Source organism: Pseudomonas sp. HY13-MNA-CIBAN-0226 (assembly GCF_040310305.1).
In the GTDB taxonomy this organism is placed as follows: domain Bacteria; phylum Pseudomonadota; class Gammaproteobacteria; order Pseudomonadales; family Pseudomonadaceae; genus Aquipseudomonas; species Aquipseudomonas gregormendelii.
Window position 1 is genome coordinate 170,338 of sequence record NZ_JBEOPS010000011.1, and the last position, 24,014, is coordinate 194,351.

19 protein-coding genes and 1 pseudogene are annotated in these 24,014 nt (G+C 59.9%); 9 read left to right on the forward strand and 11 right to left on the reverse strand.

Annotated features, from left to right (window positions below):
• Positions 1-81 precede the first annotated feature (81 nt).
• A complete protein-coding gene (locus tag AAEZ05_RS14345; RefSeq protein ID WP_350647822.1) occupies positions 82-1,845 on the forward strand; it encodes a cation:proton antiporter in 1,764 nt (587 codons plus the stop codon).
• Positions 1,846-1,903: 58 nt separating this feature from the next.
• Here the strand turns inward: AAEZ05_RS14345 and AAEZ05_RS14350 are convergent, their stop codons facing one another.
• From AAEZ05_RS14350 to uvrD, 3 genes are all read right to left on the reverse strand, one after another.
• The gene (locus AAEZ05_RS14350; RefSeq protein ID WP_034149364.1) at positions 1,904-2,311 is read right to left on the reverse strand and encodes an SMI1/KNR4 family protein; all 408 of its coding nucleotides are present in this window, start codon (positions 2,309-2,311) and stop codon (positions 1,904-1,906) included.
• 136 nt (positions 2,312-2,447) lie between these two features.
• Positions 2,448-3,320, reverse strand: a complete 873-nt coding sequence (locus AAEZ05_RS14355) for a Tim44 domain-containing protein (protein WP_045060840.1) — start codon at positions 3,318-3,320, stop codon at positions 2,448-2,450.
• A 299-nt stretch (positions 3,321-3,619) separates the two neighbouring features.
• Positions 3,620-5,803, reverse strand: coding sequence for a DNA helicase II (uvrD, locus tag AAEZ05_RS14360; RefSeq protein ID WP_122840952.1), 2,184 nt, complete (start codon positions 5,801-5,803; stop codon positions 3,620-3,622).
• Between the two features lie 258 nt (positions 5,804-6,061).
• Here uvrD and AAEZ05_RS14365 point away from each other — a divergent pair, with 258 nt between their 5' ends.
• The 3 genes from AAEZ05_RS14365 to AAEZ05_RS14375 all read left to right on the forward strand — a co-directional run bounded on the left by AAEZ05_RS14365 (position 6,062) and on the right by AAEZ05_RS14375 (position 10,335).
• Positions 6,062-8,929: an EAL domain-containing protein gene (locus tag AAEZ05_RS14365; protein ID WP_350599597.1), complete on the forward strand. Its 2,868-nt coding sequence runs from the start codon at positions 6,062-6,064 to the stop codon at positions 8,927-8,929.
• Between the two features lie 153 nt (positions 8,930-9,082).
• Positions 9,083-9,949, forward strand: a complete 867-nt coding sequence (gene hexR, locus AAEZ05_RS14370; RefSeq protein WP_045060837.1) for a transcriptional regulator HexR — start codon at positions 9,083-9,085, stop codon at positions 9,947-9,949.
• 173 nt (positions 9,950-10,122) lie between these two features.
• On the forward strand, positions 10,123-10,335 hold the full coding sequence (locus tag AAEZ05_RS14375) for a PA3496 family putative envelope integrity protein (RefSeq protein WP_045060836.1): 213 nt from the start codon (positions 10,123-10,125) through the stop codon (positions 10,333-10,335).
• Here the strand turns inward: AAEZ05_RS14375 and AAEZ05_RS14380 are convergent.
• The gene (locus AAEZ05_RS14380) at positions 10,277-11,239 is read right to left on the reverse strand and encodes a LysR family transcriptional regulator (RefSeq protein WP_350647825.1); all 963 of its coding nucleotides are present in this window, start codon (positions 11,237-11,239) and stop codon (positions 10,277-10,279) included. The genes AAEZ05_RS14375 and AAEZ05_RS14380 overlap by 59 nt on opposite strands.
• A gap of 188 nt (positions 11,240-11,427) precedes the next feature.
• Between AAEZ05_RS14380 and AAEZ05_RS14385 the strand changes: the two genes are divergently transcribed.
• The 4 genes and pseudogenes from AAEZ05_RS14385 (at position 11,428) to AAEZ05_RS14400 (ending at position 15,937) form a co-directional block, all read left to right on the forward strand.
• Positions 11,428-12,843, forward strand: a complete 1,416-nt coding sequence (locus tag AAEZ05_RS14385) for an acetyl-CoA carboxylase biotin carboxylase subunit (RefSeq protein ID WP_045060835.1) — start codon at positions 11,428-11,430, stop codon at positions 12,841-12,843.
• Between the two features lie 11 nt (positions 12,844-12,854).
• Complete coding sequence (oadA, locus tag AAEZ05_RS14390; protein ID WP_045060834.1) at positions 12,855-14,663, forward strand: sodium-extruding oxaloacetate decarboxylase subunit alpha; 1,809 nt, start codon at positions 12,855-12,857, stop codon at positions 14,661-14,663.
• A gap of 248 nt (positions 14,664-14,911) precedes the next feature.
• Positions 14,912-15,659, forward strand: a pseudogene (locus AAEZ05_RS14395) (HipA domain-containing protein).
• On the forward strand, positions 15,656-15,937 hold the full coding sequence (locus AAEZ05_RS14400; RefSeq protein ID WP_045060833.1) for a helix-turn-helix domain-containing protein: 282 nt from the start codon (positions 15,656-15,658) through the stop codon (positions 15,935-15,937). The pseudogene AAEZ05_RS14395 and the gene AAEZ05_RS14400 overlap by 4 nt, the downstream one beginning before the upstream one ends.
• An 85-nt stretch (positions 15,938-16,022) precedes the next feature.
• Here the strand turns inward: AAEZ05_RS14400 and AAEZ05_RS14405 are convergent, their stop codons facing one another.
• The 3 genes from AAEZ05_RS14405 to AAEZ05_RS14415 are packed head-to-tail and all read right to left on the reverse strand — an operon-like array spanning position 16,023 to position 17,791.
• On the reverse strand, positions 16,023-16,694 hold the full coding sequence (locus AAEZ05_RS14405) for a GNAT family N-acetyltransferase (protein WP_350647827.1): 672 nt from the start codon (positions 16,692-16,694) through the stop codon (positions 16,023-16,025).
• A gap of 17 nt (positions 16,695-16,711) precedes the next feature.
• Positions 16,712-17,158, reverse strand: coding sequence for a GNAT family N-acetyltransferase (locus AAEZ05_RS14410; RefSeq protein WP_350647829.1), 447 nt, complete (start codon positions 17,156-17,158; stop codon positions 16,712-16,714).
• A gap of 9 nt (positions 17,159-17,167) precedes the next feature.
• Positions 17,168-17,791, reverse strand: a complete 624-nt coding sequence (locus tag AAEZ05_RS14415) for an FMN-binding negative transcriptional regulator (RefSeq protein ID WP_350647831.1) — start codon at positions 17,789-17,791, stop codon at positions 17,168-17,170.
• Positions 17,792-17,881: 90 nt separating this feature from the next.
• On the opposite strand from AAEZ05_RS14415, the gene pdxR reads away from it, so the two are divergent.
• On the forward strand, positions 17,882-19,432 hold the full coding sequence (pdxR, locus tag AAEZ05_RS14420) for a MocR-like pyridoxine biosynthesis transcription factor PdxR (protein ID WP_350647833.1): 1,551 nt from the start codon (positions 17,882-17,884) through the stop codon (positions 19,430-19,432).
• 110 nt (positions 19,433-19,542) lie between these two features.
• Here the strand turns inward: pdxR and AAEZ05_RS14425 are convergent, their stop codons facing one another.
• The 4 genes from AAEZ05_RS14425 to AAEZ05_RS14440 all read right to left on the reverse strand — a co-directional run bounded on the left by AAEZ05_RS14425 (position 19,543) and on the right by AAEZ05_RS14440 (position 23,974).
• On the reverse strand, positions 19,543-20,643 hold the full coding sequence (locus AAEZ05_RS14425; protein WP_350647835.1) for a polyamine ABC transporter substrate-binding protein: 1,101 nt from the start codon (positions 20,641-20,643) through the stop codon (positions 19,543-19,545).
• Between the two features lie 13 nt (positions 20,644-20,656).
• A complete protein-coding gene (locus tag AAEZ05_RS14430) occupies positions 20,657-21,688 on the reverse strand; it encodes a histone deacetylase family protein (RefSeq protein WP_045057791.1) in 1,032 nt (343 codons plus the stop codon).
• Between the two features lie 134 nt (positions 21,689-21,822).
• Positions 21,823-22,815: an AraC family transcriptional regulator gene (locus tag AAEZ05_RS14435; protein WP_045057792.1), complete on the reverse strand. Its 993-nt coding sequence runs from the start codon at positions 22,813-22,815 to the stop codon at positions 21,823-21,825.
• Positions 22,816-22,969: 154 nt separating this feature from the next.
• Positions 22,970-23,974, reverse strand: a complete 1,005-nt coding sequence (locus AAEZ05_RS14440; protein ID WP_350647837.1) for an asparaginase — start codon at positions 23,972-23,974, stop codon at positions 22,970-22,972.
• Between the last annotated feature and the right edge of the window lie 40 nt (positions 23,975-24,014).

Sequence of the window (24,014 nt, forward strand, 5' to 3'; positions counted from 1 at the left end):
CTGTTTCCATATATTGCACCGCCTTTCTGGCGGAAGTCGCGGTGTTACGCTCCAAAAGTCGACCCAAAGGAGCCCCACACCATGCATGCGATCAGTTTTATCCAGGATCTGGCAGTGATCATGTTGGTCGCCGGGGTGGTCACGGTGTTGTTCCACAGGCTTAAACAACCTGTGGTCCTGGGCTACATCGTTGCCGGCTTCATCATTGGCCCGCACACCCCGCCGTTCGGCCTTATCCACGATGAAGAAACCATCAAGACCCTGGCCGAACTCGGGGTGATCTTCCTGATGTTCTGCCTGGGCCTGGAGTTCAGCCTGCGCAAGCTGTTCAAGGTCGGCGCCACAGCGTTTATCGCAGCGTTCCTGGAAATCGTACTGATGATCTGTATCGGCTATGAAATCGGCCGCTGGTTCGACTGGAACACCATGGATTCGCTGTTCCTTGGCGCGATCCTGGCGATTTCCTCGACCACTATCATCGTCAAGGCGCTGAACGACTTGAAGATGAAGAACGAGCGCTTTGCACAGTTGATCTTTGGCGTGTTGATCGTCGAGGACATCCTCGGCATCGGGATTATCGCCTTGCTGTCGAGCATCGCGGTGAGCGGTACCGTGAGCTCCGGCGAAGTCTTTTCTACGGTCGGCAAGCTGTCGCTGTTCATGATTGTCGCGTTGGTGATCGGCATTCTGCTGGTGCCGCGCCTGCTGGCTTACGTGGCCAGATTCGAAAGCAACGAAATGCTCTTGATCACCGTGCTGGGGCTTTGCTTCGGCTTCTGCCTGCTGGTGGTCAAGCTCGAGTACAGCATGGTACTGGGAGCGTTCCTGATTGGCGCGATCATGGCGGAATCGCGGCAACTGCTGAAGATTGAGCGTCTGATTGAACCGGTGCGTGATCTGTTCAGCGCAATATTTTTTGTCGCCATCGGGCTGATGCTCGATCCGATGATCCTGCTGCAATATGCCTGGCCCATCGCGGTGATCACTGTTGCGGTGGTGCTGGGCAAGATGCTGTCCTGCGGCTTGGGCGCGTTTATCGCAGGCAATGACGGACGTACTTCACTGCGGGTTGGCATGGGGCTTTCGCAGATTGGCGAGTTCTCCTTCATCATTGCGGCGCTGGGCATGACGCTGCAGGTGACCAGTAATTTCCTGTATCCGGTGGCCGTTGCCGTGTCGGTCATCACCACGCTGCTGACGCCGTATCTGATCCGCGCGGCGGACCCCCTGTCGATCAAGCTGGCAGCGGTGATGCCTCAGCGACTGGGCCGGGTATTGGGCATGTATGGCGAATGGTTGCGCAGCATCCAGCCCCAAGGCGAGGGTGCGCTGTTGGCGTCGATGATCCGGCGGATTCTGTTGCAGGTCGGCGTCAACCTGGCGCTGGTGATTGCGATTTTCTTCTCGGGGGCATTTTTCGCCGAGCGCATGTCTGCCTACCTGCAGGACTGGATCAGTGATCCGAGCTGGCAGAAGGCGTTGATTTGGGGTGGGGCGTTGATCCTGTCGCTGCCATTTCTGATCGCCGCCTACCGCAAGCTCAAGGCGTTGTCGATGCTGCTGGCGGAAATGGGCGTCAAGCCGGAGATGGCGGGGCGTCACACGCAGCGGGTACGACGGGTGATCGCTGAAGTGATTCCGATCCTGTCGCTGCTGGTGATTTTCCTGCTGCTGGCGGCCTTGTCGGCGAGTATTTTGCCCACCAACAAGCTGCTGGTATTGATCGTCGTAGTGGCGGCCGCTGTGGCTGCCGTGTTGTGGCGCTGGTTCATTCGCGTTCACACACGGATGCAGGTGGCCCTGCTGGAGACCCTGGACAATCACAAGGAATCGTCAGGCCATTGATTGAACCTGCAGCCCTCGGGCCGCTGCGCGGGCTGATGGCTGCAGAATACTGCGTGGCTCAGCTTTCCAGCCAGACGTCTCGGGCCCAGTGCCATACCGATTCCCAGGTTTCTTCGGCAATCAGCTCTTCTTCGGCTTGCCAAAGCACCACGGTGCCGTCTTCTTCGACGCAGTAGTAGTCGTCGCCGTCCTGGCAGATCGGGATCAGGCTGCGATCGACGCCCGCATCCCAGGCATTGGCCGCCACGTCCGGCAGGTAGGTGTGGGACTGCGGGTCGGTCACCGTCACCGGCTCCAGGCTGCCGTAGACCACGTCGCTGACGGTCAGCAAAAATTCTCTGAAGACGAATGGAATGTCGATGAACAGTTGCTCTTCGATCTCTACCAGCATGTCTTCGTCAGGCAGTTCCAAGGGGACTGGTACCGGTTCGTTGGCTTCACGCAGTTGTTCGATGATTTCTTCCACGTCCGGGATCCTCTTGCTGTTGGCGCGGTTTGGTTGGGGCGGTTTATACAGTAGCTCGCTATAGATGCAACCGCGAAATAGAAAACCCCAGCCGGGGCTGGGGTTTTTATTACAGCATTTTTAAAGCAGCGGGTGATCAGCCGTTCTGGCGGATACCGGCTACCAGCCAAGGCTGGTTCTCGCCCTGTGGACGTTCCATGTTCCAGCTTTCGCTGAACACTTCGCCCTGGTCGAAGCGCGAGGTCTTCGACAGACCGCTGAAGGTCAGGGTGGCGATGGTTTTGTCCGCACGGTCATCCACACCGTCCAGTTGCACATTGAGGTTATCAATGTAGGTGGACTGGAAGCTGTCGCCCAGATCAGCGCGCTCGCGCTTCAGGAACTCCAGCAGTTGCGGGGTCACGAACTCGGCAATCTTGTCCATTTCGTTAGCGTCCCAGTGCTGCTGCAGGGACTGGAAGTGGTTGCGAGCTGCTTCAATGAAGTTGTTTTCATTGAACCAGGCTGGCGCATTGATCACCGGACGTGCGGCAACCGGCGCTGCTGCACCGCCGAAGATCGAACCCATGCCAGCAGGCTTCTGCTCAAACACTTCACGCTGCATTGGCGCGCCGGCCGGGGCCAGGTGCTCCTGCTGCTTGCGGCGACGAGCGGCGATGAAGCGGAAGACCAGGAAGGCGATGACCGCCATGATCAGGATGTCGAAGATCTGCATCCCCTGGAAGCCGCCGCCCATGAACATGGAGGCCAGCAGGCCACCGGCAGCGATACCGGCCAGAGGGCCGAGCCAGCGCGATGCACCGCCGGCTTTGGCAGCGGCGCCAGCGGCACCGGCCGCGCCGGCAGTGGCAGCAGCGCCACCGGCAGCAGAAGAAGGAGCCATTTGGCTGGTCTGGTGAGTCGGCGCAGCGCCGGAGCTCTTGCCGCCACCAAAGCGCTTGGCGTTGGCGTCGAGGCTCATCGTCAGGCCGATGCACAACGCCATGGCGATGCTAAGAAAACGTTTCATAAAGGGAATTCCCATTTGTGGAAGGCACGCGCGCCATGTTGCACAGCTGAAGTGTTACTGGCTAGCGGCAGAGTGTTTCGAGCTTTTGCCTGACAGGTATGGTTCAGCTTCGTCGAGGCAATAAGGGTATGTACTTTTGTCTGTAGGAAAAAGGGATAGGTTCACAGAGAAATGAAACCCTGTAGGAGCGGGATTGCCCGCGAAAGCCGTTTAGTACCTGGCATGGATGCCAGCTGATACACGGTATTCACGAGCGAGCCGCACCGCCGCTCCTACCTGCAAGACCTGCTTGCAGGTCCCTAGACGGCTTCCAGCTTGGCGTAGCCGAGCATCAGCCATTTGCTGCCTTCGCTGAAGTTCACCTGCACCCGGGCCTGGGCGCCGGCGCCTTCGAAGTTGAGGATCACGCCGTCGCCAAAGATTGAGTGACGCACCGTCTGACCCAGGCTGAAGCCGGTTTCCGGAATTTCACTGCCACTGAACAGGTTGCTGCCACTCATCGACTGGTTGCCGCCGAAGGGCCGGCTGACGCTGTTCGACAAGCGTACTTCCTGGATAAGACCCTTCGGGATCTCACGTACGAAGCGCGACACCTTGTTGTAGGTCTCGCTGCCATACAGGCGGCGGGTTTCGGCGTAGGTCATTACCAGGTTCTGCATGGCCCGTGTGATGCCGACGTAGGCCAGGCGGCGTTCTTCTTCAAGGCGTCCGGGTTCTTCCAGGCTCATCTTGTGCGGGAACAGGCCTTCTTCCATGCCCACCAGGAACACATAAGGGAATTCCAGGCCCTTGGCGCTGTGCAACGTCATCAGCTGAATGCTGTCTTCGTGTTCGTCGGCCTGGGTATCCCCGGCCTCCAGCGAGGCGTGGCCGAGGAATGCGGCCAGCGGCGTGAGGTCCTCGTCTTCCTCGGTGTTTTCGAAGTTGCGGGCAGCGCTGACCAGTTCCTCAAGGTTTTCCACCCGTGCCTGGCCTTTTTCACCTTTTTCCGCTTCGTGGTAGGCAATCAGCCCGGACTGCTCGATAACAGTCTGGGTCATCAGGTGCAGCGGCATTTCCATGCATTTGGCGGCGAGGTTCTCTATCAGCTCGATAAAGCCTCCCAAGGCGCCGGCAGCACGTCCGGTAAGGCCCTTGTTGGCCACCAGCAGGCGCATGGCTTCCCACATCGAGACGTCGCTATGGCGCGCATGCTCGCGGATCGCTTCGACGGTTTTCTCACCGATGCCACGGGCGGGCACGTTGATCACCCGTTCCAGGGCGGCGTCGTTGCCTCGACCTTCCAGTAACCGCAGGTACGCCATGGCGTTCTTGATTTCTGCACGCTCGAAGAAGCGCTGGCCGCCATAGATGCGATACGGAATGCGTTCGCGCAGCAAGGCTTCTTCCAGAACGCGAGATTGGGCGTTGGAGCGATACAGAATTGCGATATCGCTGCGTGCAAGGCCAGTTTTCAGCGCGCTTTCGATGGTTTCGACAACGTAACGCGCCTCATCGTGCTCGTTGAAAGCCGCGTACAGGTTGATCGCCTCGCCATCGCCGCCGTCCGTCCACAGTTCTTTGCCCAGGCGCCCGGTGTTGTTGGCGATCAGGGCATTGGCCGCTTTGAGGATGCCGGCCGTGGAGCGGTAGTTCTGCTCCAGGCGGATGGTTTGCGAATCCGGGAAGTCGGAGGAGTACTGATGAATGTTTTCGATTTTCGCGCCGCGCCAGCCGTAAATCGACTGGTCGTCATCGCCTACAACCATCAGGCTGTCGCCGCCCTTGCCCAGCAGGCGCAGCCAGGCGTACTGCACGGCGTTGGTATCCTGGAATTCGTCCACCAGAATGTGCCGGAAGCGTTTTTGATAATGCGCCAGCAGGCCTGGGTGATCACGCCACAGGTCGAGTGCGCGCAGCAGCAGTTCGGAGAAATCGATGACACCTGCGCGCAGGCAAGCGGCCTCATAGGCTTCGTAGATGCTGCGCATGGTCGCCAGGAACAGGTCGCCACTGGCCTGGATGTGTTGTGGCCGCAGGCCTTCGTCTTTCTGCCCGTTGATGAACCATTGCGCCTGGCGCGCTGGCCAGCGTTGTTCGTCCAGCCCCAGCTCGCGGATCACCCGCTTGACCAGCCGCTGCTGGTCGTCGCTGTCGAGAATCTGGAAGGTCTGGCTCAGGCCGGCTTCCTGCCAATGCGCCCGCAACAAGCGGTGCGCCAGGCCGTGGAAGGTGCCTACCCACATGCCGGCCGGGTTGATACCCATCAGCTGCTCGATGCGATGACGCATCTCGGCAGCGGCCTTGTTGGTAAAGGTCACCGACAGGATCGAGTGGGGTGAGGCGTTCTCGACCTGGATCAACCAGGCGATACGGTGCACCAGCACTCGGGTTTTACCGGAACCAGCACCGGCCAGGACCAACTGACGACCCACGGAGGCAGCTACGGCCTGGCGTTGGGCATCGTTGAGGGAGTTCAGCAGAAGGGAGAGATCATCGCGCATCGGGGCATTCTAGGGTGCGCCGTCACACCGGGCAAACCGAGCTTTGCATTAGCCGATGAAAGACGCACGGATGACGACCGGTCAGTCACTGCCTGCAAGCGCTGGCGGGGCTTGCTCTGCGGCTTTTCAGGGGGCAAGTGCAACCGCAGATTTCATGTTTTTTATAGTGGGCGGCGGTTTGGTCCAGCCACGTGCTTGTGTATGCTCCGTCGACGATTCGGGCACAAGCTCACCATTATAAGAACAAGAATATTGCCTATGACCCTCAGCATCGACCTGTCGGGCCCCTCCGTGGAGCCCCGGGTTATCCGCAGACAATACGCCATGGAAATGGCGGTGGAGCGCACGCGTCTGCTTTACCAGGGATCGCTGCTGCCTACTTTGTTCATGCTGATCAATGGCCTGGTCTGCGCCGGCCTGCTCTGGAGCCCGCAACGCTACTTTCTGGTCAGCATCTGGCTGGTGTGGTTGCTCTCACTGGTGGCGTTGCGGGTTATCCAGGTTGCGGCTTTCGACTCAGCGATCCCCAACCGTCAGGCGCATCCGGTCTGGCGCCGCATGTTCATGCTCGGCTCGGGTCTGACCGGCTTGACCTTGGCGGGTGCCGGTATCGCACTGGTCCCGGCGGACACCTTCATCCAGCAAGCCTGGGTATTTGGCCTGATCGGGGCCGCTGCGCTGTCAGCGAGCGTGGCGTACGCCGTCAGCCTCCCGGCGTTTCTTTCGTTTACGTTGCCCTGTCTGTTGCCGGCGATCGCCTATCTGTTTTGGGGCGGCGATGAGCAAGGCCAGGGCTGGGGCTGGTTCGGCCTGATTTTGCTGGGGGCGTTGAGCGTGGTCGCCTGGCAGGTCAACCGGCTGATCGATCGCGGCTTGTTGCGTCGCTTCCAGAATCAGGCACTGATCGAGCACCTGCAGCAGGCTCAAACCAGCAGCGATCAACTGAATAAGAAGCTGGCCAGGGAGGTTGAGCAGCGTAATTGCGCGGAAGCTGAACTACGGGCCATTCAGGCCGGGCTGGAAGGCCGTGTTGCCCAGCGCAGCCTCGAACTCGACCTGGCCAACCAGGCCCTCAGTAAAAGCGAGGCGCGTCTGGCATTGGCGCTGAAAGCCAGTGAGCTCGGGTTGTGGGACTGGAACCTGCAGACGGACGAAGTCCACCACACGCAGCTTCAGGAATTGTTCGGCCTGGAGCCAGAGTTAGTGACGGCCATGCTGCGCCATCTCAAGCCACGCCTGCACCCCGAGGACCTGCCGGCGCTCAAGCGCGCATTGGTTGAGCACCTGAAGGGTCGCAGCGAGGACTATCAGATCGAATACCGCGTGCGTCACGGTGACGGTCACTGGGTATGGATCGAGGACCGTGGACGGGCGGTGGAGCGCGGCGAAAATGGCCGGGTGGTGCGCATGGTCGGGACTCGACGCAACATCAGCGTCAGCAAGCACCACGAAACGCAACAGCAACTGGCTGCGACGGTCTTTGAAGCGGCCAGTGAAGGCATTGTGATTTTCGATCCCAATTACGCCCTGATCGCCGCTAATCAGGCCTTCTGCCGAGTGACCGGCTATGAGATCGAAGACCTGCTCGGACTGAGTGTGGTCGATCTGCCGTGCAGTCGTGACGCTCGCCGGCACTACAGCGCCATTCGCCAGGCACTGGAGCAGCATGGCAGCTGGCAGGGCGAACTGGTGGAGACGCGGAAAAATGGTGAGTTGTATCCGCAGTGGTTGCAGCTAAGTGCGGTGCGTGATAATCGGGGAAATGTAAGTCATCTTGTCGGCTTCTTCGCTGATCTTTCGGCCAGGCGCGAATCCGAAGAACGGATGCGGTTTCTCACCCATTACGACGAGTTGACGGGCCTGGCCAACCGCTCGCTGTTCCGCGAGCGCCTGCGCGAGGCTCATCAACGGATGCGTCAGGGCGGGCGCAGCCTGGCGTTGCTGCATATCAATCTGGACCGGTTCAAGTTGCTCAACGAGAGCCTGGGCCATGACATTGCCGACGAGCTATTGCAGAAAATCGCCCGCAGGTTGGTAAGTGCGCTGCCCGAGGCCGAAACTATTGCACGCTTGTCCGGCGACGAATTTGCCGTGCTGTTTGACAGCTACGCCAACCTCTCCAGTCTGGCCCGGGTGGCGACACGGGTGTCCGCCAAGTTGCGTTTGCCATTGAACATCGACGGACATGAGCTGGTAGTCAGTGCGTCGATGGGCATCAGTATGCTCCCGGACAACGCCCGGGAAATCTCAGCGCTGGTCAGCCAGTCGAACATGGCCATGCAGCATGCCAAACACTTGGGTGGCAATAATTTCCAGTTCTACACCGAGAGCCTGCAAGCCAGCACCCTGGAGCGATTGCAGCTGGAAAACCAGCTGCGCAAAGCGATCGATGAGAAGCAGCTTAAAGTGTTCTACCAACCCAAGCTCTGCCTCGCCACGGGACGCCTGAATGCCGCCGAAGCCTTGGTGCGCTGGGATCATCCCGACAGGGGCAGGGTGTCGCCTGCAGAGTTCATTGGCCTGGCCGAGGAAACCGGGTTGATCGGTCCGATCGGCGAGTTCGTGCTGCGTCAGGCCTGCTGGCAAGCGTGCGAGTGGCAGCGCCAGGGGCTCGAGCCGATTCGTGTGTCGGTCAATCTGTCTGTGCATCAGCTGCGTCAGGGCAAGTTGGTCAGCCTGGTTCGACAGGTGCTGGAAGAAACCGGGCTGGCGCCGCAATACCTTGAGCTTGAACTGACCGAAAGTCAGTTGCTGGACAGCGTCGAGCACATCATTTCGACGTTCCAGCAGCTACGGGACCTGGGGGTAAAACTGGCGATCGACGACTTTGGCACCGGCTATTCGTCTTTGAGTTACCTCAAGCGCATTCCGGTGGACTACGTGAAAATCGATCAGACGTTTATTCGCGGCCTGGGCGAGGGGCAGATGGATGCCGCGATCACCCGCGCGATCATCGCCATGGCCCATGGCTTGTCGTTGAAAGTGGTGGCTGAGGGAGTGGAGCGGCCCGAGCAACTTGAGTTCCTGCGAGGCGAACATTGTGATGAGGTGCAGGGCTACCTGATCAGCAAGCCCGTTGAGGCGCAACAGCTAGCGAGCCTTCTGCAGTTGCAGGGCTCGAAGTAAATCCGTGAAGGCGTGATTGGCGCTACATGGAGCCATGCTCTGCTGAAAACGAGGGATTCGGTTACGGATTGAGCAGGCAAAAAGCCAATTCATGTAGTATAACTACAAGCTCGCTACATCACGGCGCCTGCCAATAACAAAGAGTCCAGACCTTTGAATCTGTTGCAACACATCGCCCAGTCACGCCACCTCTTACGCAAGTCGGAGCTCAAGGTCGCCGACCACGTGCTGCTTGACCCGGCGGCGGTGATGCACAGTTCCATGGCAGACCTGGCCCACAGCGTGGGCATCAGCGAACCGACCATCGTGCGGTTTTGCCGGGCCATCGGCTGTTCCGGATTCCAGGACCTGAAACTCAAGCTGGCGCAGAGCCTGGCGGCGGGCGCGAGTTTTGGACAGTTCGCGATTCACGAAGACGATTCGGTCGCCGACTACAGTCTGAAAATCTTCGATACCACCCTGCATACCCTGATGGAAGTGCGCGAGCGGCTCGACCCGATCGAGTTGCAGCGCGCAGTGACACTGATGTCCCAGGCCCAGCGGGTAGAGTTCTACGGCTTTGGTGCGTCGGGCGCAGTGGCAGCAGATGCCCAGCACAAATTCTTTCGTTTGTTGCTGACGGCGGCGGCATATTCCGACCCGCACATGCAGGCCATGTCGGCGGTGACCCTAAAACCCACCGATGTAGCCATCTGCATTTCGCAATCCGGGCGCTCGAAGGATTTGCTGATCACGGCCAACCTGGTGCGTGAAAGCGGTGCTTCGCTGATCACCCTGTGCCCGAGCCAGACCCCGCTGGCCGAGTTGTCGACCGTCAACCTGGCGATCGATGTGCATGAAGACACCGAGATCTACACGCCGCTGACTTCACGTATTGCCCACCTGGTGGTGATCGATGTGTTGGCGATGGGCGTGGCCATGGCGCGCGGCCCGAGCCTGGTGAACCACCTCAAGAGCGTGAAGCGCAGCTTGCGCAGCTTGCGGTTGTCGCCCAAGTCGGTGAAGGCGCTGGACGATTAAGATCAAAGGATCGCAGCCTTCGGCAGCGGCTACGGGAATTCACGTACCCTGAGCTGCCGAAGGCTGCGATCTTTTGATCTGTAAATGTTCACACCCCTGTAACGCACATGCCGCCAAACCGTCATCCCCCGCGCCTATCTTGAAACTCCCGTAATCGCCTTGGGAGACTCGAAATGGCCCAGCCCTACGAAGAACGCAACAGCGCCGTCAGAACCCGTCGTCAGCAGGAAGACCAGCGCCGCATGGAGTTTCGCCGCGCCATCGAAGACCGCTGCGAGCGCCGCCAGCTGCTGGCTGAAATCGGCGGCTTTCCTGACGAGCTCGAACTCAACTACTGGCAGGCAGCGCCCGCAGCTTCCCGTCGAAACGCTCAACCAGGGCGCTGATCTGCACCCGCTCGCTGCGGATAAACGCAAGGAATGCGTGAGCCACCGGTGACAGGCGCTTCGCCTTGGCCTGCACCAGGCACCAGCTGCGGTACAGCGGTAACTCTTCCACCGGCAGCTCGATCAATCCGCCGGTCGCCAGTTCCAGGTTCAGGGCGTGACGCGTCAACAGCGCCACGCCCAAACCTGCCAGTACACACTCGCGCTGGGCTTCGGCCGACGAGACTTCCTGGGTCTGGTTGAAGTGCACGCGCTTTTCCTTGAAGTACTCCTCGCAGGCCAGGCGAGTGCCGGAGCCGGGTTCGCGCAGCAGCAAGGTATAAGGTTCCAGATCCTGCAAGCGCAGCGGTCCCAAATGGCACAGCGGATGGTCCGGCGGCGCCACCGCGACTATCGGGTTGTTCAGGAAAGGCAGGAATTCGAGCCCCATGTCCTGTGGCACCATGGACATGATCACCAGGTCATCGCGGTTATCCGACAGGCGCCGAATCACCTGCCCGCAATTGACCACCGTCAGCTGCAGATTGACCTCGGGGTGTTGGCGCTTGAAGGCGGCAAACAAGTGCGGCACGAAATACTTGGCGCTGGATTCCACTGCCAGCTTGAGCTGTCCCTGCAGCGATCCCTGCATGTCCGACAGCTGCATGTCGAGGTTTTCCAGGCGGCCGAAGATGTCCCGGCTGGCTCGCTGGAGTGCTTCGGCGGCCTCGGTCATGTAGAGTTTTTTGCCAACATAATCAAACAATGGCTGCCCGATCAGTTCTTCGATCTGCCGAATCTGCAGGCTGACAGCTGGCTGTGTCAGCGACATTTCCTCGGCTGCACGGCTGTAGGACCGTAGATCACACACCTCATTGAAGATCTGAAGTTGGCGTAATGTCATTCGCATCAAGGACTTACGCATTTTTTCTTCGCTCTGAACCATGGCCGGTAACGCAACTATAAGTCTTTACTTATGCCTGACCCAATAATTATTCATTTTTGTTAATCCCTCGTGAGCGCTAGTGTGGGTTCGCGACCAGATGGAAACATTTGGTCACGTCGACCTGGTCTAGCAGGTTGTGGGTACCACCGGCTCAAGGGAAATTCCAAGTGATAAAAAAGATCCTGATCGCCAACCGTGGTGAGATTGCCGTACGAATCGTACGTGCCTGCGCCGAGATGGGCATTCGCTCGGTCGCAATCTACTCCGACGCCGATCGGCACGCGTTGCACGTGAAGCGTGCAGACGAAGCCCACAGCATTGGTGCCGAACCTCTGGCCGGCTACCTGAATGCGCGCAAGCTGGTGAACCTGGCGGTAGAAACCGGCTGCGATGCACTGCACCCCGGCTACGGTTTCCTTTCGGAAAACGCCGAACTGGCAGACATCTGCGCCGAGCGCGGGATCAAGTTCATCGGTCCCTCGGCTGAAGTGATTCGGCGCATGGGCGACAAGACCGAAGCGCGCCGCAGCATGATCAAGGCCGGAGTACCGGTCACACCCGGCACGGAAGGCAACGTCGCGGATATCGCGGAAGCGCTTATCGAAGGCGACCGCATCGGTTATCCGGTGATGCTCAAGGCGACCTCCGGTGGCGGTGGCCGTGGTATCCGACGCTGCGACAGTCGGGACGAACTTGAACAGGCATTCCCGCGAGTGATTTCCGAGGCCACCAAGGCCTTTGGTTCGGCAGAAGTGTTCCTGGAAAAATGCATCGTCAACCCGAAGCACATCGAAGCGCAGATCCTCGGCGACAGTTTCGGCAATGTCGTGCACCTGTTCGAGCGCGACTGCTCGATCCAGCGACGCAACCAGAAGCTCATCGAGATTGCCCCGAGCCCGCAACTGACCCCGGAACAGCGCGCCTACATCGGTGACCTGTCCGTACGTGCGGCCAAAGCCGTGGGTTACGAAAACGCCGGTACCGTGGAGTTCCTGCTCGCCGAGGGCGAGGTGTACTTCATGGAAATGAACACCCGGGTGCAGGTGGAGCACACCATCACCGAAGAAATCACCGGCATCGACATCGTGCGTGAGCAGATCCGCATTGCGTCCGGCTTGCCGCTTTCGGTGAAACAGGAAGACATCCAGCACCGCGGTTTTGCCCTGCAGTTCCGGATCAACGCCGAAGACCCGAAAAACAATTTTCTGCCGAGCTTTGGCAAGATCACCCGTTACTACGCACCCGGCGGTCCCGGCGTGCGTACCGACACGGCAATCTATACCGGCTACACCATTCCACCGTTCTACGACTCCATGTGCCTCAAACTGGTGGTCTGGGCGTTGACCTGGGAAGAAGCGATGGACCGTGGCTTGCGTGCCCTCGACGACATGCGTCTGCAAGGGGTCAAGACCACCGCCGCGTACTACCAGGAAATCCTGCGTAACCCGGAATTCCGTAGTGGCCAGTTCAATACCAGCTTCGTTGAAAGCCACCCTGAACTGACCAACTACTCGATCAAGCGCAAACCCGAAGAGCTGGCCCTGGCCATCGCCGCCGCCATCGCCGCCCACGCAGGCCTGTGAGGAATATAACAATGAGCAAGAAAATCCACGTCACCGACACGATCCTGCGCGACGCCCACCAATCGCTGCTCGCGACCCGCATGCGCACCGAAGACATGCTGCCGATCTGCGACAAGCTCGACAAGGTCGGCTACTGGTCGCTGGAATGCTGGGGCGGTGCGACATTCGACGCCTGCGTACGCTTCCTGAAAGAAGACCCGTGGGAGCGCCTGCGCCAACTGCGCGCCGCGCTGCCTAACACTCGCCTGCAAATGCTCCTGCGTGGCCAGAACCTGTTGGGCTACCGCCACTACAGCGACGATGTGGTCAAAGCCTTCGTCGCCAAGGCTGCGGTCAATGGCATCGACGTCTTCCGCATCTTCGACGCGATGAACGACGTACGTAACCTGCGCACGGCCATCGAAGCCGTGAAGGCTGCCGGCAAGCATGCCCAGGGCACCATCGCCTACACCACTAGCCCTGTGCACACCATCGATGCGTTTGTGGCCCAGGCCAAGCAGATGGAGGCCATGGGTTGCGACTCGGTGGCGATCAAGGACATGGCCGGTCTGCTGACCCCTTATGCCACTGGCGAACTGGTCCGTGCGTTGAAAGCAGAGCAGTCCCTGCCGGTGTTCATCCACTCCCACGACACCGCGGGCCTGGCCACCATGTGCCAGCTCAAGGCGATCGAGAACGGTGCCGACCACATCGACACCGCGATCTCCAGCTTCGCCTCCGGCACCAGCCACCCGGGCACCGAGTCGATGGTCGCCGCCCTTAAAGGCAGCGAGTACGACACCGGCCTGAATCTGGAACTGCTGCAGGAAATCGGTCTGTACTTCTACGCCGTGCGCAAGAAGTACCACCAGTTCGAAAGCGAGTTCACCGCCGTCGACACCCGCGTGCAAGTCAACCAGGTGCCGGGCGGGATGATTTCCAACCTGGCCAACCAGTTGAAAGAGCAGGGCGCCCTCAACCGCATGGCCGAAGTGCTGGCCGAGATCCCGCGTGTTCGCGAGGACCTCGGTTTCCCGCCGCTGGTGACCCCGACTTCGCAGATCGTCGGCACCCAGGCGTTCTTCAACGTGCTGGCCGGCGAGCGCTACAAGACCATCACCAATGAAGTGAAGCTCTACCTGCAAGGTGGCTATGGCAAGGCGCCGGGCACCGTTAATGAAAAACTGCGTCGCCAGGCGATCGGTAGCGAGGAAGTGATCGACGTGCGCCCGGCTGATCTGCTCAAGCCGGAAATGACCAAGCTGCGTGCTGAAATCGGCTCGGTGGCCAAGTCCGAAGAAGACGTGCTGACCTACGCCATGTTCCCGGACATCGGGCGCAAATTCCTCGAAGAGCGTGCCGCAGGCACCCTGACGCCTGAAGTGTTGCTGCCGATTCCAGAAGCCGGTGGCGTGACCTCGGCCGGTGGCGAAGGCGTGCCGACCGAGTTCGTGATCGACGTTCACGGTGAAACCTACCGAGTCGACATCACCGGTGTCGGCGTCAAGGCTGAAGGCAAGCGTCACTTCTACCTGTCCATCGACGGCATGCCGGAAGAAGTGGTGTTCGAACCGCTCAATGAATTCGTCAGCGGCGGCAGCAGCAAGCGCAAGCAAGCCACGGCGCCTGGCCATGTCAGCACCACCATGCCGGGCAACATTGTCGACGTGCTGGTCAAGGAAGGCGACGTGGTGAAAGCCGGGCAGGCCGTGCTGATCACCGAAGCGATGAAAATGGAAACCGAAGTCCAGGCCGCCATCGCCGGCAAAGTTACCGCCATTCACGTGGCCAAGGGCGACCGGGTGAACCCGGGCGAAATCCTGATCGAGATCGAAGGCTGATTAACAGCCTCGGTACACCGCTTTAAACCTCGGGGGGGCATGTGCTCCCCTTTTTTTTGGCTGTCGTTTGGGCGGTTGCCGACAAGCGTCTGGCATCTGCATTATTTTGCGTTTTTTATTAAAAGTTTTAACTTGATCTGCATTCTACTGCAGTTCGCAAGGGTGCTTCCCAGGTCTGAATGCACTATATTGCGTATTGACTTCGCAATTGACGTCAAAATGTGCATTTAAATGCAGGTGAAGATGGCATGTATAACCTCACCTTACAGGTCTACATCGACGCTACCTGGCGCGACGCCATGGTCTTGAGCTTTGACAGCCCTGAAAAAGGCTTTGAGAGCCGCTGCAGTTTCGGTTACGAACAGAGTTATCTGGCCGACAACTATGAATCCATCGGAACACCTTTCGCGAAAGCTGTGAGTGCCAGGCTTCCACTGGATTGGGATGGATGGCGCTCCAATGCCCCGGCGTTCGTGTATGACATTGCACCTGCAGGAGCGGCGAAAAGATTTCTAATGGCTCGCATCGGCCGAGACAAGCCTGCAAATTGAAATCCCTGATTTGCTCGCTGATTATCTGAGACGCGACTTGATCAATAAGATTCTCGGTAACTCAGACAACCATGGTCGCAACACCGCGATTATCCGTGGCACTGATTCGTTTCGACTGGCACCGATTTACGATCTGGCACCGATGGTGATGGACGATGAAGGTGTTACACGTACTACCAAGTGGCCAAAAGAACTGGAACGGGCAGGTGACGTGGATTGGCGTGGCGTGTGTAGCGCCGTGGCTGAACTGGCCGATCCGAATGACCCATTGGCCACACTCGGCGATGCATCGCAAATCTACGAGCGCCTGCGTGCGGATGCCCGACGCCTGGCTGCACTTCCCGACATTCTAAGTGCCAGTGGTTTGCCTGACGCGACGATGAATCACCCGCGAATTGCCTTGAAAAGCCTGGAGCACCGTTTGATAGAGTGGGACTTGAAATGAGCATGACGGTTGCAGAGCGCACAAAGCTCATTGAGAGCATCCGGGAGGCACTTGCCCAAGGCACTCTTGAAATCGGCGAGGCGGTTCGCCGTTTACGTGTGGAGGTCACGGGCCTGCACCAGACGCAGTTTGCGAAAATGTGCAAGATTTCGGTGCGCACGCTGGTACATATCGAGCATGGGGAGGGGAATCAGACGTTGAAATCCCTGAATGCAGTGTTCAGACCTTTTGGAATGAAAATGGGGGTGGTGCGGCTGCGGCGCGATAGTGAGCGTTGAACTACGCCGCGCCGCCAATCCGTAGGAGCCGGCTTGCCGGCGATTGCGATGGCTCACGCGCCACCGCCGGTAAGCCGATCATTCCCTAAGCCCGGCACTCCGCCAGCGTCTTCAACTGACCCGACGTCGTCTGGTTTTCATCCGACAACCACTGTTCGAAGCCCGCGCCGATGGCCGGCCACTCCGAGTCCAGGATCGAATACCAGGCGGTGTCGCGGTTCTGGCCCTTGACCACCATGTGCTGGCGGAACACCCCTTCAAAGCTGAATCCCAGCCGCTCGGCCGCGTACTTGGAGCGAGCGTTGCCGTTGTTGCACTTCCACTCCAGGCGGCGGTAACCCAAGGCAAACGATTCCCTGGCCAGCAGATACACGGCCTCGGTGCTTTTCGGTGAGCGTTGCATGGGTGCGCCGAAGGTTACGTGGCCGATCTCGATGCGGCCCTGGGCCGCAACGATCGACATCAGGCTGAGGATGCCCTGCACCTCACCGCTGGCGCGGTCGATCACGCTGAAAAAATAGGGGTCGCTGTGGGCCGAATGATTGTTCAACCAATCGTCGAACACCCCGCGCTCTGGAAACGGACCATAAGGCAGGTAATCCCACAGCTTGGGATCGGCACCTGGACCTTGCAGGGCTTTGAACAAGCCATCGGCGTGACGGGCCGGATCGAGTTTCTCAAGGCGGATAAACCGACCTTCGATGGTTTTAACCGAGGGGGCCGGGACGCCTTTCCAGTCCGCGAGTGAAGTCGACATGCTGTTCTCCTTGAACCTTAAAGGGCTTTACGGAACTGGATGAAACCGGGCCGCTCGGCGATACGCTCGTAGAGCTGGATCGCCGTGGCGTTGGTGTCGTGAGTCAACCAGTGGACCTTGCAGCAGCCATCGTTTTTGGCGGTGGCGTAGACGAATTCGATTAACTGGCGGCCGACGCCCGTGCCGCGGCTGTGTGGTGCCACCAACAGGTCCTGCAGGTAGCAGGAATTCTCGATGCTCCAGTTTGATCGATGGTAGATGAAATGCACCATGCCCACCGCTCGACCACCCGCCCAGGCCAGCGCGGCATGGGTCGGCTCGCCTGGATCGAGTATGCGCTCCCAGGTGCTTCGGGTGACCGCTTCAGGCAGCTGGGTGTTGTAAAAGTCCAGATAAGCTTGCCACAAAGGTAGCCAGGCGGCGTGATCGCCGGCGGTGACCTGGCGGATGTCGAGCTGACTCATGTTGGTTCCTTAACGCATCAGGTGAGCGAGGGCCTGGTCATGCGCATCGGGGCTGGCGCCGAGTCCTTCGCGCACGCCGGCATAATCGGCGGGGCTGCGGTTCTGGCCGAGTTTGCGTTTACCTTCCAGGCGCTGGATTGGCAGGGCAAAGCCGACGATGGCCTTGAGCATCCCGTCAATGTAGTCGGCCGGAGCGTCGCTCACTTTCCACGGCTGCGCGCGGGTCGCTTCATGACGATCGGTCAAGCCGCTGACCAGCTCCAGCAGACGCCCGGCATCGCTGAACACCTCGGCAGTGCCGTACGCGTGCACGGCGATGTAGTTCCAGGTGGGCACGACTTTGCCGTGCTCGGCTTTGCTGGGGTAAAACCCGGGGCTGACATAGGCATCGGCACCGGCAAATATCACCATCGCTTCAGCACCATTGTGCAGTTCCTTCCACTGTGGATTGGCCCTGGCGAAATGACCGTAGAGCGTGCCATTGGGACCTTCGTCGCCGCGCAGCAACAGGGGCAGGTGCCTGGCTTGCAAGCCTTGTTCGCCATGGGTGACGACCAGGGCGAGACGGGTGGCGAGTATCTGCTGCTGCAGTTCGTCCAAATCGTGGATGGCAAAGCTGCTTGGGTTGTACATGGAAAAATTCCTTGGCGAATGCCTGCATCCTAGGCAGGCTATTGGTCTGTTGTAAGAGCCATTAACGACCAATTTCATAGGTCCATTACCATGAGCCAGTCGCTGCTTTCCCTGTCGTTCAATCCGGCTGGTATCGAACTCGATCGACGCCAGGGTCTGAGTCGACAGCTTTACCAGGCTTTACGACTGCGCGTGCTGGATGGACGGCTGGCCAGTGGCACCCGATTGCCTGCAACACGCGATCTGGCGTCAGCGCTGGCAATTTCCCGCAATAGCGTGGTGCGGGCGTACGATCAACTGTATGCCGAAGGGTTTATCGAGGGGCGAGTGGGAGACGGGACTTATGTCGCGCAATTGCCCCAGGCGGACTCGCTCGACAAAAAACTATCCACAAAAGTATCCACAGGGTTTTCAACAGGCTTGTCCACAGCCTTATCCACAAATTGGCTGGAATTACCTGTAATTTCATCCAGTAAAGTTATCCACAATGGTGCTCTGGAACGGGTCGAAAAGAACCATTTAGCGACACCACCCAGCGGGCCGCCTCGGGCATTTCGGGTGGGTGTGCCGGCGTTCGACCTGTTCCCTTTTGAGATATGGGCCAAGCTGAACGCGGCTTTCTGGCGTAAACCGGACTTGCAGCAGTTGTGCTACGGCGATCCGGCCGGCGATGCGCGATTGCGAGGGTTGATTGCCGCGTATTTGCGTAGTTCCCGGGGAATGCAGTGCACCGCTGAGCAAATAGTGATCACCAGTGGTGCGCAACAGGGAATTAGCCTTTGTGCACAGCTGCTGGTGGAGCCGGGGGACGGGGTGGCGCTGGAAAATCCGGGGTACCGGGCGGCGGGGCATGCGTTCGCGGTGGCCGGTGCGCGGTTGCATGGGGTGGCGGTGGACAATGAGGGTATTGATTGCAACCAGCTGGCCAGCCTTGACGATTGCCGCCTCGCCTACGTAACGCCTTCTCATCAATACCCCACAGGGGTGGTGATGAGCCTGGCGCGGCGACTGGAGTTGCTGGCCTGGGCTGAACGCAACGGAGGCTGGATCGTCGAGGATGACTATGACGGAGAATACCGTTACAGCGGCGCCCCCCTGGCACCGCTGGCGGCACTCGATCGCCACGGCCGGGTCCTGTACGTCGGCACTTTTGGCAAAGTCGCCTTTCCGGCGCTGCGCCTGGGATACCTGGTGTTGCCGCCGGCACTGGTGCAGGCGTTTTCCCAGCGTCGGGCGGTGGACGTGCGACATTCCGAGGTCAGCACCCAGGCGGTCATGGCCGAGTTCATGGCCGCCGGGCATTTCCAGCGGCACATCCGCCGCATGCGCCGCGCCGCTCTTAGCCGACGTAATACCCTCCTGGCTGGTTGGCCGCAGGCGATTGCCGGCATCGGCAGCCTGCCCTGCGTGGCCGCCGGGCTGCATCTGACGGTGGCGGTCGACTCGCCGCGCCGAGAGCAGGAGCTGGTCGAGCAGGCCGCCAGCGTCGATGTGGAGATCAATCCGCTGAGCAGCTATTGGTTGCCGGACTCTTCAACCCCCCTGGGCCAGCGGGCCGGACTGGTCCTGGGTTTCGCGGCGGTTCCAGAGCAAGCCATCCGCGCTGCACTGGGCCGCCTGGAAAAGGTTTGGCGCCGGTAGCCGCTACGAGGCGATATTTGCCAGCGGTTTCAGGTCCAGATAGGGCGTGCGCAGTGCCGGCTCATTGAGTGTGCGTAACAGTCCATCGACAGGCTCAGCTCAATGATTACTCAAGTGCCTGACTTGATTTTGGTCCAGGCACGGGTGCGTGCCCGTTCGGCATCGCGCGGCAGAGGTTGCAGGGTATAGAGCGTGCTCATCGCCGAGTCGGTCGGGTACAGGTTGGGGTTATTGCGAATCGCCGGGTCAACCAGTTCGGTAGCGTCCTTGTTCGGGTTGGGGTAACCGACGAAGTCGCTGACCGGCGCAATCACCTGCGGTTGCAGCAGATAATTGATGAAGGTGTAAGCGTCTTCGGTGTTCTTCGCACCCTTTGGAATAGCCAGCATATCGAACCAGATCGGTGCGCCTTCCCTGGGCAGGCGCATGTCGACGCTCACACCATTGTTGGCTTCCTTGGCGCGGTTGGCGGCCTGGGAGAAGCTGCCCGAGTAACCGACGGCAACGCAGATGTCACCGTTGGCGATGTCGGCCATGTACTTGGAGGAGTGGAAGTAGGTGACATAGGGCCGGATTTTCATCAGCAGAGCTTCAGCCTTGGCGTAGTCCGCAGGCTGCTTGCTGTTTGGGTCCAGGCCGAGGTGTTGCAGGGCCAGTGGCAGGATCTCCGATGGCGAATCCAGCAGGGCGACTCCGCACTGCTTGAGCTTGCTGATGTTTTCTTCCTTGAAGATCAGGTCCCAACTGTCGACAGGCGCCTTGTCGCCCAGGGCGGCCTTGACCTTGTCCGGGTTGAAACCGATCAGGATGGTGCCGTACATGTAGGGCACCGCAAATTTGTTGCCCGGGTCGTTGGCTTCGATCAGCTTCATCAACTTGGGATCAAGGTGACTCCAATTCGGCAGTTTGCTGCGGTCCAGCGGCTGGAACACGCCTGCCTCGATCTGTTTGGCGAGGAACACGTTGGACGGCACCACCACATCGTAGCCGGAGTTACCGGTCAGCAACTTGGCTTCGAGCGCTTCATTGGTGTCGAAGATGTCGTAGACCAGTTTGGTCTGGGTGTTTTGTGCCTTGAAGTCTTCCAGGGCCTTGGGGGTGATGTAGTCGAACCAGTTGTAGACGCGCAAGGTTCGCTCTTCAGCCTGAGCTGCGCCGCCGAGCACCGTGGCGCACAACACTGGCGCGATAAGACGCTTGAGTCTGTTCATTGTTATTGTTTCCTCATTGAGCGCGTTCGAAACCTTCAAGAACGTTCACCGCATTGATGCCGATTTCCTCCACGGCATAGCCGCCTTCCATCACGAACAGGGTCGGCACCCCCAGCTTGGCGATGCGCTCGCCCATCGCCAGGTAATCCGGGCTGTCGAGCTTGAATTGAGAGATCGGGTCGTCCTTGAATGTATCGACACCCAAGGACACCACAACGATGTCGGCACCGTATGTTTCGATTTCTTTGCAGGCTTGTTCCAGCGCCGCGCTCCAGGCATCCCAGCCGCTGCCAGCGGGCAATGGGTAGTTGAAGTTGAAGCCTTCGCCTGCGCCTTCACCCAGCTCATCATCGTAGCCGAGAAAGAACGGAAACTCGGCTTCCGGATGGCCGTGGATCGAGGTGAACAGTACGTCGTTGCGCTCGTAGAAAATCGATTGGGTGCCGTTGCCGTGGTGGTAGTCGACGTCGAGGATTGCGACTTTCCCATGGCCTTGGTCGAGGAAGGCTTGAGCGGCAATGGCGGCGTTGTTGAGGTAGCAGTACCCACCCATCAAGTCGCTGGCCGCGTGGTGTCCCGGTGGGCGGCAAAGGGCAAAGGCACTGTGGGCGCCGGCCTGGATCTGGGCCTGTGCGGTGAGTGCAACTTGCGCTGCGCTGTAGGCCGCCTGCCAGGTGCCGGCGGTAATCGGGGCGCCGCCGTCGAAGCTGTAGTAGCCGAGTTGGCCGTGCAGACTGGTGGGTTTGATTGCACGCAAGGTCCGCGCCGGCCAGGTGTACGGCAGCAAGTCGCCGTCAGTATTAAATTCAGTCCAGCGTGTCCAGGCGCCCTTGAAGAAGTCCAGGTAGTCGCGGCTGTGGATACGGGCGATGGGGTCGAGGCCGAAATCTTTCGGTGCATGCACGGGGCCGAGGTTCTGGTTCTGCACGCGTTGCAGCACGTGGTCTGCACGCGAGGGCATTTCAAAGCAGGGCTTGAGTTGCCCGTCTATCAATTCGCAGCGGCCGTGGTGCAGGTGATGGTCGTCAGAGTAGATGGTCAGCATTTCTTGTTCTCCGCAGGCTGATTCGGTTGAACACAGTCTTGCTCGCGCAGGGCAATTCGGAGAACGGCAGGAAAGGCCAAAAGGGGATCAATATGGCCAAAAAATGTGACCGAAATTCGCCCCTAAACGATTTTTCAGGGGCGGAACTGGCTTGGCGCTACGCCACTCCAGCGCACGAATGCATGTCGAAAACTGGCGGTCTCGCTGAAGCCCAGCGCTTCAGCAATCCGGTAGATCGGCATCTGGTCTTCGCACAACATGTGTTTGGCCTGTTCGAAGCGCAACTCGTCGAGCAGTTCCTGATAGCTGCACCCCAACTCCTTGAGATGGCGACGTAACGTGCGCGCGGAGCAATTCATCTGCTGCGCCAGGCCTTCGAGGCCCGGTGCGGCATTGAGCTGTGCGCGCAGCAACTGCCGGATCCGCCCCAGCCATGCCTGCCGTCCAGTGAATTCGAGATTCTGCTTGCGGCAGCGCTCGGCCATGGCTTGATGGGTGATGGTGTCGGCCAGTGGCAGGGGGTGGTCCAGCCAGCGCTTGTCGAAGGCGAACGCGTTGTCCCGCGCGTCGAAGTGCAGGGCGCAGTCGAAGTGCTCGGCGTAGATCGCCTGATAGTCAGGCGCCGGGTGTTCCAGGCGCGCCGCCAGCAACGGCAGGGGGTGCCCGAGGAGGTCGTCGCAGATGACTTTCAAAGACACCAGGCAGAACTCGGCGTTGAACACCGCCAGTGCCGGGTTCTCCCGGTAATCGGCGGCGACGAACCAGATGCGCTCATCGTCCTCTTCCAGGCTCAACTCGAAAAGTGTTCCCAACAGCGCCGGATAGCGCATCGCCAGGCGCAAAGCGTCACCGAAGGTGGCACTGGTGAGCAGGGCATAACCGAGCATGCCGTAGGATGAAACGTGCATTCTCCGGCCCAGTTCCAGGCCGATATCACGCTTGAGCGCGACCGCGTTGGCGCAGACCTGCATCTCCTGGTTGGTCGTGATGCGCGTGTCCGCCCGGTTCAGATCCGCCGCACTGATACCGCTGCCGGCGAGCAGGGCGTCGCTGGACAGGCCTTTGGCCTTGAAGGCGTCAAGCACGAGGGAAACGGCGTTGAGGGTGGTGAGGTGGGAGTGGAGCATGGGCGGCTTCCAGCCTGGGGATGGCTGGAACGCAGCAAGTTATGTGCCCAATGATGAACCTGTGGGAGCGGGCTTGCCCGCGATGCGGCGGCACATTCAACATTGATGTGACTGACGTCCGCTATCGCGAGCAAGCTCCCACAGGTTTTGTATGTCAGCTGAGCTCGCCGCACAGGTCCAGCTCGACCAGCCGCTGTACCTCAGCGGAGTCCAGACCGGCACCCAGTAACGCATGCAACTTGCCGAACGCCGCTTCACGGGTCATGCCGCCGCCGGAAAGCACGCCAGCGCCGCGCAATCGGCTGCCAGCTTCGTACACGTCCAGCTCTACGCCACCTTCATGGCACTGGGTTACCGCGACCACCACCACACCTTTATCCCGGGCCCGCGACAGCGCGGCGAGAAACTCGGGGTTGTCGCTCGGCCCGGTGCCGCTGCCGTAGCACTCCAGCACCAGGCCTTGAATGCCGCTGTTGAGCACGCCGTCCAGTTGCTCGGCGCCAATCCCTGGGAATAGCGGCATCACTGCCACTTTCGCCAGCTGCCTGTGTTGCTGGTAGCCAAGCTGCATCGGCACAGCAGACGCTTTCGCACCACCACCCTGACGCTCCAGACGCTTGAACGGGTGCCGACCGAAACTGCGTACTTTCGCGCAACGAGTCGGGTCCAGCAGTTCGCCATGGAAATACAAATGCACACCTGGGGCCACACCATGCCCAAGCGCCACCAATGCTCCGCCGAGATTTTCCCAGGCATCGCTGTCAGCGACGCCGGCCGGCAGCATCGAACCGGTGAAACATACCCGGGCCTGCAGGCCGAGCAACTGAAAGCTCATGGCCGCCGCGCTGTAGGCGAGCGTGTCGGTGCCATGCAGGATCAACACGCTGTCGCAGCCCTGGACATCGACGGCGTCAACCACCGCTTCACGCAGTTGCTGCCAATACGTCGGGCTCATGTTGGCGCTGTCGATCAGCGGCGACATCTCGCGAAAACGCCACTGGGGCACCACCAGCTCAGGCTGGCTGTGCAGGTATTCGCGCATTCGTGCTTCGAAACCGGACGCCGGGGCCAGGCCGTTGGCACTGGCCTGCATGCCGATGGTGCCGCCGGTGTAGAGCACCATGACGTGCTGGGCGGCAGGGTAGGAACTGGGAACCATGGGCAAATCTCCACAAGACATGACGTGTGGGAGTGAGCCT